Raw genomic sequence first — 10,591 nt, forward strand, 5'->3', positions numbered from 1 at the left:
TTTTTTCCAACAGGAGCAAACACATGCCCAAATCCCTGCTTATCGTGCATTCCAGCGCCCGGCAGAACCGCTCGCACACCCGCGACCTGGCCCGCATCTTTGCCGAGACCTGGACAGCCAACGGCGGCGGTTCCATCACCGAACGCGATGTCGGCCTGACCCCGCCGGGCATCATCAACGAAGACTGGATCGCTGCGGTTTTCACTGATCCGGCAGAGCTGACAGAAGATCAGCGCGCCATCCTGGCCGAATCCGATGCGCTGATCGAAGAGATCAAAGCTGCTGATGTGATCGCGCTTGGCGCGCCTATGTACAATTATTCGATGCCAGCTGCGCTGAAGGCCTGGTTTGACCTGATTGCACGCGTCGGCGTGACATTCAGCTTTGATCTGGCCCGCGGCGATGTGCCGATTGAGCCGATCCTGACCGGCAAGAAGCTGGTTGTGCTGTCGTCCCGCGGCGAGTTCGGCTTTGCCCCTGGCGGCGAGCGGGCCCATTTGAACGGGCTTGATCCGGCACTGGCAGCTTCGGCTCACTATCTGGGCGCTGACGCCTCGGAAATGGAAACCGTCGCCATCGAATACGAGGAATTCAAAGACGCCCGCTGGGAAATCTCACTGGCGGCTGCGCAAGCTCGCGCGACAGAACTGGCCGAAGCCCTGGCTGCCGAGTGATCGCAGAACCGGATATTTGCACTTTTTGCGGAGGGCCTATTGCGCCTTCCGCAAACCTGGCTGCTGCGGCGCAGAACTTTCCGCAAAAACAGCTGCAAATGAATGTTGTGAACTGCCGAGAATGTGACGGGGCGGTTTCAGGACTTCTCACCAAAAGAGATCATTGACGCCTTCCAAAGCCGATTTCAGGAGTTTTGCAAACTCGTCAGCCAAGGCAGAAGGCGGCCCCGGTGTGCGGGCTGCAGTATCGACACCTCCAGCGCAACGTCCAGCCGGAATGGGCGGAACACCTCCGGCCGAGATTCAGGCCGCATGTTCACAAACCCGGCCGCAATGATCGGGTCGCACACGTATTAGCACAGCCCTCTCTCCACCAGTATCAGCGCCGGGTGAAAGGTTCGGAGTTCAAGCCGGTGCTCAATCCGCTTTCTGCGCCTAGAATGAGCGCAGGGTGGCAATCAGGTCGGATGCCCCTCCTACAATGCCGCCATCGGTTTGCCCGACAAATGCCGCACTTCCACGGCCTACAATTCTGCCAGCGGATCATCTGCAGGGATCGCACAGACACTTTCCATCTGGAAATCCACTGTCTCAATCGCCGCTGAGGGTTTCGGCGTCTTCGCCAGCCCGATGTCATACTGCTGCGAGGCGGCCCATTCCTCGATCACCGGCGGGGCCCGCATCATCAAAGAGGCCCGCACCTCCGGCTTGTCCTGCAGGAATTCCGCCAAGAGTGGCGACACCAGCAGGCTTTCCGCCGCAGGTATACAGGCGATGTTCAGACGCCCTTTCGCTAGCGCCCCGATCTCTAACATGGTTTGGGCCGACAGTGCCAGCCGGTCAGGGATCGCCTCCGACTCGCCCAGAAAACACTGTGCCTCCGGCGTCGGTGCCATCTTTCCCGTTGCCCGACCCTTCCTGCTTTATGGTGTCTTCTGGCTGATGGCGTAGGCCGAAAACCGGCACGCGACTCTCTGGCGGGCGCCCAGTTCGTACCACTGCCGGAATGTTCGAGGCAGCGCCAATTAACCGTAACCTGATCGCTGTTTGAGTATATGTCGCATGTTGTGCTCTGCCCAGTCCTTGATAGCTTGGTTCAAGGGCACCAGTTCCCGCCCAAGTGCCGTCAGTTCATATTCTACCCGCAGCGGCATCTCGTCATAGATCTGCCGGGTTACCAGCCCGTCCTTTTCCAGGTTGCGCAGCGTCTGTGTCAGCATCTTCTGCGACACCCCTTCCACCTTGCGGCGCAGTGCCCCGAAGCGGGCTGGCCCGTGCTGCAACGCAATAACAATCAAAAAAGTCCACTTCTCGGCCAAGCGGACAAGGATTTCACGCGAAGGGCAGGCAGCAGCAAAGGCATCAGGTGTGCCCTCAGGAATATTCCCCATAGTTACCTCTGGGTACCTAATTGACGACAGGTACCACCCTGCCCATTTTCCGGACCAATTCAATCCCGAAAGGAGCCAAAGATGAAAATCGGTATTCTCGGAACTGGAAATGTTGGCAGCAAACTGACAGCCCTGTTCACCCAAGGCGGCCACGACGTCCAGATGGGCGGCCGCAGCGGCGGGGTTTCGCTGCAGGACGCCGCGGCCCATGGCGATATCGTCGTCGTCGCGGTCCACTATCACGCTGCAGCAGGTGTTCTTGGACCGCTGGCCGGTACGCTGGCCGGCAAGATCGTGGTGGATGCAACCAATCCGCTGAACGACGACTGGTCGCCGCTGCTGCTGGGCCAGGAGACCTCCGCCGGCGAGGAGACCGCAAAACTGCTGCCGCAGTCCAGGGTGGTCAAAGCCTTCAACACCATCTTTGCCGATGTGATGAGCCCGGATGCCATCAGCCGCGGCGGGCAGAACATCACTGCCTTTGCGGCCGGCGATGACAGCGAGGCTGTGGCAGAAGTTGCCGCGCTGGCCAAGGATGCGGGTTTTGCCCCGGTGGCCATCACCAAGCTGAGCGCGGCCCGCTACCTCGAAGCCATGGCGCATCTGAACATCGAGCTTGCGGTGGGTCAAGGCGGCGGGACCAACGCCGCATTCCTCTACCATCGCGCCTGACCCGCACTCCTGCAGAGGCTGGCACCCGCACTCCCGGCCTCTGCCGCAATTTAGAACGCCCCGCCTCCCAAGCTGCATTCACAAGAGCCTGCCTATGACCCATGCATTCAACTTTCATTACAGCGCCCCGACCCGGATCTATTTCGGCGCCGGAAATATCCCAAAGCTCGGAACTGCGATCCCGTTAGCTGAACGGGTGCTGGTGCTTTACGGCGGCGGCTCAATCAAGAAAAACGGCATCTATGACGCTGTTATCAGCGCCTTGTCCGGGCATGACTTCCGCGAATTCGGCGGGGTCGAGGCGAACCCTGAATACGAAACCCTCACCCGCGCGGTCAGGCTGGTCCGCGACCAGGGAATTTCTCTGATCCTGGCCGTCGGTGGCGGCTCGGTCATAGACGCGGCCAAGTACATCGCCGCTGCCAGCCTCTATGACGGCGATGGCTGGGACTTGTTGGATGGATCCGCGGAAGTCACCCAGGCCCTGCCTGTCGGCGTTGTTTTGACTACCGCCGCCACCGGATCGGAAACCAATGCCTACGCGGTCATCTCCGACAAGACCCGAGGCTTGAAACTGGCTCTGACCTCCGATCTGGTTGTGCCGCAGTTCGCCATCATGGACCCGCAGGTCCTCTCCTCGCTGCCGCCGCGCCAGCTGGCCAACGGCCTGGCAGATGCTTTCGTTCATTGCTGCGAGCAATACCTGACCTACCCAGCGGGGGCCCCGATCCAGGACGGCTACGCCGAGGCGGTGATGCACACCCTGGTCTCGCTGGCGGACAATTTCGACCAGGCCGGAAGTCCCGAGTGGAACCAGAACATGATGTGGGCCGCAAACCAGGCGCTCAGCGGCATCCTTGGCCTTGGCGTGCCCGGCGACTTTGCCAGCCATGTGATCTGCCGCAGCCTGACCGTGTTCTGGGGCATAGACCACGCCCGCACCCTCACCATCGTCCAGCCCGCACTATTGCGCGAAGGCATTTCGGAAAAGGCCGGCAAACTGGTTATGCTGGGCGAGAATGTCTTTGGGATGCAACAGCCCACTCCCCTGCAGGTGATTGAACGTATCGAAGACTTCTACCGCATGCTCGGCCTGCCGCTGAGCCTGGGCGAGGCCGGAGTGACGGACGGAATGGCAGTGTCCCGTATCCTGGCCAGCCTTGAGGCAGAGGGGATCACCAGCCTCGGCGAAAACGGCATCTTCACGCCCGCCCGGATCCGCAACATCGTCGAGGCCTGCGTTGAAGGAGCCCGCGCCGAAGGCGTACCTGCCTGACACATGGCTTGGGCCGGGCGCAACAGGGAAAGTCCGGCCCATCGGAAAGGAGGCGCAAATGCCAGCTCAGCAAGTCCAATTCACCGTCGGTGGCGAAACCCTCGCCGGCGACCTGCATTTGCCCGAGGGAGAAGGTCCTTTTCCCGGCCTGATCGTTGGCGGGCCGATGACCTCGGTCAAGGAGCAGGTGACCGGTACCTATGCCGCCGCGCTGGCAGACTGCGGCTTTGCCGCCTTGGCGATCGACCACCGGCATTATGGCCAAAGCGGCGGCGAGCCGCGCCAGTATGAGTTCTACGAGCACAAAATCGAAGACTTGCGAACCGCTTTGGACGTCCTCTTGGAGGAGCCGCATATCGACAGCGGCCGGATCGCTGCCGTTGGCGTCTGCCTGGGCTGCGGCTACGTCGCCCATGCCCTCAAAGACCGCCCGGAAGTCCGGGGCTTTGCAGCAATTGCCGGCTATTACCGCGACGTGCCCGCCATGAAGGCTGCCGACCCGGAAGGCTTTGCGCAAAAAGTTGCAGAAGGCCGAGCCGCCCGGCTTCAGTATGAAGCCACCGGCGAACTCAGCACCATCCCTGCTGTTGCGCTGGACCGGGACGCGGCGATGACGCTGCGGTCCACCTACGACTATTACGCAGGACGCGCGGCGCATCCTAACTACACCAACGAATTCGCCGTCATGTCGCGCGAGCATTTCCTGCAGTTCGACGTGCAATCCGCGGCGCCGCATATCACCATGCCTTTCCTGATGGCACATGGAGAAAATGCTCTGAACCCCGGCTGGGCAAAAAAGTTCTACTGTGCGGTGCCAACTAAGGACAAGCAGCACATTGAGATTGCCTCCAAAGGCCAGACCGACATCTACGACGATCCAGCCATCGTCCGGCCGTTGTCGCAAGCAGTACGGGACTTCCTGTTGCGGGTTCTGTGACCTGGTCTGCAGGCCGGCCGCCCTGGGCCAGCCCATTTCAAGGAAAGCAATCTGGCAAACGCGAAATATTGAAAACAGGATAAAATTTCGATATTTTATCCTCAATCGCCAGAAAAAGGCTCCTGAGGCCTCTTAAGGCAATGATTTACTTCACATAGATCGACTCACCCGATCCGTTACCCCAGAAAATTGTCTGACGTCAGCGCCAATGGGACAGTTTAGGCTGATTTGATAAGAGAGGGTTTCTGGCACATCGTAACCGCCAAGGAGTGGAGATGAGACAGAAACCCGGAACCAAGCAGAGCCACGGCGAGAGGGTCGTCAAGGATATCCGCCGGGCCACCCGCAAGCAGTATTCAGCGGAAGAGAAGATCAGGATCGTTCTGGACGGCCTGAAGGGCGAGGACAGTATTGCTGAGCTGTGCCGCCGCGAGGGCATTGCTCAGAGCCTCTATTACAGTTGGTCCAAGGAATTCCTCGAGGCTGGGAAGAAGCGCCTGGCGGGCGACACGGCGCGTGCAGCGACGTCGAGCGAGGTCAAGGATCTGCGAAGTGAGGCGCGCGATCTTAAAGAGGTCGTTGCCGAGCAGGCATTGGAACTGCGCCTTCTGAAAAAAAGCATACTCGGGGATGGGGGCGATGGCGAATGAGGTACCCCGCATCCGAGAAGCTGGAGATCATCCGGCTGGTGGAAGGATCGCATTTGCCAACCAAACGCACGCTGGACAAACTGGGCATCCCCAGAGCGACCTTCTACCGCTGGTATGACCGGTATCTGTCTGGCGGCCCTGAGGCGCTTGAGGACCGCCGCCCCAGGCCGCCACGGGTCTGGAACCGCATTCCCGAGGCGGTCCGGGAGAGGATCAAGGACCTGGCCCTGAAGGAAAGCGAACTGTCGCCGCGCGAATTGGCCGTGCGCTTCACTGACACGGAAAAGTATTTTGTGTCAGAGGCTTCGGTCTATCGCATCCTCAAGTCCTATGATTTGATCACCAGCCCGGCTTACGTGGTTCTGTCGGCGGCAGACGAGTTCCAGGACAAGACAACGCGTCCCAACCAGCTGTGGCAGACTGACTTCACCTATCTCAAGGTCATCGGTTGGGGTTGGTTCTACCTATCCACGATCCTGGACGATTACAGCCGCTACATCATCGCTTGGAAGCTCTGCACGACGATGAAGACGGGCGACGTGACCGACACCCTGGATCTGGCGCTGCAAGCCTCGGGCTGCAACCAGGCGAAGGTTCTGCACAAGCCACGGCTGCTATCAGACAACGGTTCCAGCTACATCTCTGGCGAGTTGGCTGACTGGCTGGAAGATCAGCAGATGCATCACGTTCGCGGTGCGCCATATCACCCGCAAACCCAGGGCAAGATCGAGCGGTGGCACCAGACCTTGAAGAACCGCGTCCTGCTGGAAAACTACGACCTACCGGGCGACCTCAGGCAGAAGATCGGCACCTTCGTCGAGCACTACAATCACCACCGTTATCACGAGAGCCTGCTGAACCTGACACCCGCTGACGTCTACTTCGGGCGAGGGCAAGCCATTCTAAAACAACGAGAAAGGATCAAACGAAAGACCATCGAAACGCGGCGCTTGCTTCACCGCAAATCCGCAGCATAATCAGACCACCAGATGAGCCAGACCCTCTCTTAGATCACGCCGCAATCTGTCCCAAAATCCCTGACAACGGACATTGACCTATGTCGGGAGTCACATGAATCTTCTACCATGGCAACCTGCTTACTGGAGAGTTGCAGACCTACAGAAACCCATTTCTGGCTGTCCGCTGTGTCACACGAAGGTCGGGTAACCGTCGTTTGCGACGTGTTGCACATGCGAGGTGCTACTGGGTGGCCAAGGACTGCTGTGGGCTCTTGGCGCCGTTTCAGTGGATCCTGCCAGTATTGCCTATCTGCCACAGCGCCATTCGCCACCGCTTGCTTCCACAGTGCTTCCAGGTGCCGGGAAGGCACAAACGCAAGAAGCGCCCCTTGGGGCGCTATACTGCTGATATATATCGGAAAATTTGGTTGCGGGAGCAGGATTTGAACCTGCGACCTTCAGGTTATGAGCCTGACGAGCTACCTGGCTGCTCCATCCCGCGACAGGTGTTCTTTTGTTTAGAGTTTTTTGGATTTTACTAGGTTTGGCGGTGACCTACTCTCCCAGGGCTTGAGCCCAAGTACCATCGGCGCGGCAGTGCTTAACTTCCGGGTTCGGGAAGGGACCGGGTGTTTCACTTGCGCTGTAGCCACCAAACCGAGAAAAATCCAGATGCCTTCGGCATTTGGATTTTCTCGGTTCGCGGTCGGCAGCGTGTTTACGAAGTAAATACGCGAGAGACCGCCCAGGAGTTATGTCACGAAGACGTTTCCAAATGCAGGAGGCAATACAATCAACATGTCCAAGTGTTTGTTAGGGATGTGTTTGCTTGTTTGGTTTTGAGTAACACTGTCTGTTACTGGATCAAATCAAGCCTATCGGGCGATTAGTACCGGTCAGCTGAACGCATTGCTGCGCTTACACCTCCGGCCTATCGGCGTGGTGGTCTTCCACGGCCCTCAGGGATACCTTGTTTTGAGGGGGGCTTCCCGCTTAGATGCCTTCAGCGGTTATCCTGTCCGATCATAGCTACCCTGCACTGCTGCTGGCGCAACAACAGGTCCACCAGTGGATCGTTCACCCCGGTCCTCTCGTACTAGGGGCAACTCCTCTCAAGTATCCTACACCCACGGCAGATAGGGACCGAACTGTCTCACGACGTTCTAAACCCAGCTCACGTACCTCTTTAAACGGCGAACAGCCGTACCCTTGGGACCTGCTCCAGCCCCAGGATGAGATGAGCCGACATCGAGGTGCCAAACACTGCCGTCGATATGGACTCTTGGGCAGTATCAGCCTGTTATCCCCGGCGTACCTTTTATCCGTTGAGCGATGGCCCTTCCACGCGGGACCACCGGATCACTATGGCCGACTTTCGTCTCTGCTCGACTTGTCAGTCTCGCAGTCAGGCTGGCTTCTGCCATTGCACTCAACGAGCGATTTCCGACCGCTCTGAGCCAACCTTCGCGCGCCTCCGTTACTCTTTAGGAGGCGACCGCCCCAGTCAAACTACCCGCCACGCAGGGTCCCGGATCCGGATAACGGACCGCGGTTAGACATCAAGAGTGCGAAGGGTGGTATCTCAAGGGAGGCTCCACCGGGACTTGCGTTCCGGTTTCGATGCCTACCACCTATCCTGCACATCACAATCCTGATGCCAGTGCGAAGCTGTAGTAAAGGTGCACGGGGTCTTTCCGTCTAACCGCGGGAAGCCTGCATCTTGACAGGCAATTCAATTTCGCTGAGTCGATGTTGGAGACAGCGGGGAAGTCGTTACGCCATTCGTGCAGGTCGGAACTTACCCGACAAGGAATTTCGCTACCTTAGGACCGTTATAGTTACGGCCGCCGTTTACCTGGGCTTCAATTCGGAGCTCTCACCCCTCCTTTTAACCTTCAGGCACCGGGCAGGCGTCAGACCCTATACGTCGCCTTGCGGCTTCGCAGAGCCCTGTGTTTTTAATAAACAGTCGCCACCCCCTGGTTTGTGCCCCCGGATCCAAGTTGCCTTGAACCCGGGCCTCCTTCTCGCGAACTTACGGAGGTATTTTGCCGAGTTCCTTCAACATCGTTCTCTCAAGCGCCTTGGTATTCTCTACCAGTCCACCTGTGTCGGTTTAGGGTACGGTCTGACAGGAGGGCTATTTCCAGGGACTGATCAGCAGCCCGCTCAATCCGATAAGAGCGAACTACCTTCACAATCCGTCACCACTCCACGGCCCAGGAATATTAACCTGGTTCCCATCGCCTACGCCTTTCGGCCTCGGCTTAGGGGCCGGCTTACCCTGCTCAGATTAGCTTTAAGCAGGAACCCTTGGACTTTCGGCGAGAGTGTCTCTCACACTCTTTGTCGCTACTCATGTCATCATTCTCGCTAGTGATCTCTCCACCGGATGGCTCACGCCCCGGCTTCATCGAAAGCCTCTCTCCTCCAATGTATCCGAAGATACTAAGGAGGAATGAGACTATGTCACACTACGCTCTGCTACCATGCACTATGTGCATCCTCGGCTTCGGCTCATGGCTTGAGCCCCGTTACATCTTCGCCGCAGGACGTCTTATTTAGACCAGTGAGCTGTTACGCTATCTTTAAAGGATGGCTGCTTCTAAGCCAACCTCCTGGTTGTTTTGGACATCCCACCTGCTTTCCCACTTAGCCATGAATTGGGGGCCTTAGCCGGAGGTCAGGGTTGTTTCCCTCTCCACTACGGGCGTTAGCACCCGCAGTGTGTCTGCCATCCAGTACTCCCGGGTATTCGGAGTTTGGTTAGGATCAGTAAGCCTGTGGGGCCCCATTACCCATCCAGTGCTCTACCCCCCGGGGTATTCGGATGACGCTCTACCTAAATAGATTTCGCAGAGAACCAGCTATCTCCGAGTTTGATTGGCCTTTCACCCCTAGGCACAGCTCATCCCGATCTTTTTCAACAGATGTGGGTTCGGTCCTCCAGTGCGTGTTACCGCACCTTCAACCTGGCCATGCCTAGATCACTCGGTTTCGGGTCTGATCCCACGAACTCATGCGCCCTATTAAAACTCGCTTTCGCTGCGCCTCCGCCTAGCGGCTTAAGCTTGCTCGTGAGACCAAGTCGATGACCCATTATACAAAAGGTACGCTGTCAGCCCTCAAGGGGCCTCCAACTGATTGTAGGCGTTCGGTTTCAGGTACTGTTTCACTCCCCTCGCCGGGGTGCTTTTCACCTTTCCCTCACGGTACTGGTTCGCTATCGGTCAGTAAGGAGTACTTAGCCTTCGGAGGTGGTCCTCCGGTCTTCGAACAGGATTTCACGTGTCCCGCCCTACTTAATACGTCCCTCAGAGCTTCCCATACGGGGCTGTCACCCGCTCTGGCTGCGTTTCCCAACGCATTCTGGTCACTCATCAGGCTCGGCTGGTCCGCGTTCGCTCGCCACTACTAACGGAGTCTCTATTGATGTCCTTTCCTCCGGGTACTTAGATGTTTCAGTTCCCCGGGTTTGCTCTTAAAGACCTATGTATTCAGTCCTTAAGTACCTGGTTAAACCCATTATTGATCACCAAAGGTAACAATAACGGACTTTCAGGTGGGTTCCCCCATTCAGAGATCCTGGGATCAAAGCCTATTCCCGGCTCCCCCAAGCTTATCGCAGGGTATCACGTCTTTCATCGCCTCTTACTGCCAAGGCATCCGCCAAACGCCCTTCTCGCGCTTGATTTGATCCAGAAAAAGACAGTGTTTCATGCCACGGTGCGGAAGCTGGTAAGAAACCGCACCCTTATTCTGAACCAAAAAGCAAACTATCCCGCTCCCGGTCATGTCGGTGACCAGGAACTTGTTGCATGATCGTCAGATCATGCGGGTTAGTGTACTTGACTTGGACAACACTGCCGTTTCAGCAAGGCAAACCAAGGGGCGTCTGAGGAAAGCGACGCGGTCCAAGGCTTGCATCATACCCGAAGGTAATCAGCACCTCACTGAGGCCTCTCCCACACTCGGGCGGCCAACAGTATTGTTGATTGTATCTCTCTAAACGATGTCAATTTTCGTCCGGTT

General features: G+C 57.8%; 7 protein-coding genes, 1 tRNA gene and 2 rRNA genes. 5 read left to right on the forward strand and 5 right to left on the reverse strand.

The window, feature by feature from the left end:
- Window positions 1-23: 23 nt before the first annotated feature.
- Window positions 24-674, forward strand: coding sequence for an FMN-dependent NADH-azoreductase (locus ACXAEH_RS12520; protein WP_475033188.1), 651 nt, complete (start codon window positions 24-26; stop codon window positions 672-674).
- A gap of 524 nt (window positions 675-1,198) precedes the next feature.
- On the opposite strand, the gene ACXAEH_RS12525 is transcribed toward ACXAEH_RS12520, so the two are convergent.
- Window positions 1,199-1,570 (reverse strand): LysR substrate-binding domain-containing protein, encoded by a 372-nt coding sequence (locus ACXAEH_RS12525; protein ID WP_475033189.1) that lies wholly within the window; start codon window positions 1,568-1,570, stop codon window positions 1,199-1,201.
- A gap of 129 nt (window positions 1,571-1,699) precedes the next feature.
- Window positions 1,700-2,065 carry a winged helix-turn-helix transcriptional regulator gene (locus tag ACXAEH_RS12530; RefSeq protein ID WP_475033191.1) on the reverse strand — a complete coding sequence of 122 codons (366 nt, stop codon included), beginning with the start codon at window positions 2,063-2,065 and terminating at the stop codon, window positions 1,700-1,702.
- A gap of 81 nt (window positions 2,066-2,146) precedes the next feature.
- On the opposite strand from ACXAEH_RS12530, the gene ACXAEH_RS12535 reads away from it, so the two are divergent.
- The 4 genes from ACXAEH_RS12535 to ACXAEH_RS12550 all read left to right on the forward strand — a co-directional run bounded on the left by ACXAEH_RS12535 (window position 2,147) and on the right by ACXAEH_RS12550 (window position 6,577).
- The gene (locus ACXAEH_RS12535) at window positions 2,147-2,737 is read left to right on the forward strand and encodes an NADPH-dependent F420 reductase (RefSeq protein WP_475033192.1); all 591 of its coding nucleotides are present in this window, start codon (window positions 2,147-2,149) and stop codon (window positions 2,735-2,737) included.
- 94 nt (window positions 2,738-2,831) lie between these two features.
- A complete protein-coding gene (locus ACXAEH_RS12540) occupies window positions 2,832-4,013 on the forward strand; it encodes an iron-containing alcohol dehydrogenase (protein ID WP_475033193.1) in 1,182 nt (393 codons plus the stop codon).
- 58 nt (window positions 4,014-4,071) lie between these two features.
- Entirely contained in the window at window positions 4,072-4,950 is an 879-nt protein-coding gene (locus tag ACXAEH_RS12545; protein WP_475033194.1) for an alpha/beta hydrolase, read from the forward strand.
- Window positions 4,951-5,225: 275 nt separating this feature from the next.
- A protein-coding gene (locus ACXAEH_RS12550) for an IS3 family transposase (protein WP_475030875.1) occupies window positions 5,226-6,577 on the forward strand; the annotation gives its coding sequence in 2 pieces (ribosomal slippage) (window positions 5,226-5,562 and window positions 5,562-6,577; 1,353 coding nt in all).
- Window positions 6,578-6,984: 407 nt separating this feature from the next.
- Here the strand turns inward: ACXAEH_RS12550 and ACXAEH_RS12555 are convergent.
- From ACXAEH_RS12555 to ACXAEH_RS12565, 3 genes are all read right to left on the reverse strand, one after another.
- A tRNA-Met gene (locus tag ACXAEH_RS12555) sits at window positions 6,985-7,061 on the reverse strand.
- A 40-nt stretch (window positions 7,062-7,101) separates the two neighbouring features.
- Window positions 7,102-7,216 (reverse strand): 5S ribosomal RNA (gene rrf, locus ACXAEH_RS12560).
- A 208-nt stretch (window positions 7,217-7,424) separates the two neighbouring features.
- Window positions 7,425-10,253, reverse strand: a 23S ribosomal RNA gene (locus ACXAEH_RS12565).
- Window positions 10,254-10,591: the final 338 nt, after the last annotated feature.

The sequence above is a fragment of the Leisingera sp. ABM4_060 genome (assembly GCF_056158765.1).

Bases quoted from the DNA above. Each gene is read 5' to 3' on its own strand.
- ACXAEH_RS12540 (WP_475033193.1), top strand. From the start codon at position 2,832: ATGACCCATGCATTCAACTTTCATTACAGCGCCCCGACCCGGATCTAT.
- ACXAEH_RS12530 (WP_475033191.1), bottom strand. From the start codon at position 2,065: ATGGGGAATATTCCTGAGGGCACACCTGATGCCTTTGCTGCTGCCTGC.
- ACXAEH_RS12545 (WP_475033194.1), top strand. From the start codon at position 4,072: ATGCCAGCTCAGCAAGTCCAATTCACCGTCGGTGGCGAAACCCTCGCC.
- ACXAEH_RS12520 (WP_475033188.1), top strand. From the start codon at position 24: ATGCCCAAATCCCTGCTTATCGTGCATTCCAGCGCCCGGCAGAACCGC.
- ACXAEH_RS12525 (WP_475033189.1), bottom strand. From the start codon at position 1,570: ATGGCACCGACGCCGGAGGCACAGTGTTTTCTGGGCGAGTCGGAGGCG.
- ACXAEH_RS12535 (WP_475033192.1), top strand. From the start codon at position 2,147: ATGAAAATCGGTATTCTCGGAACTGGAAATGTTGGCAGCAAACTGACA.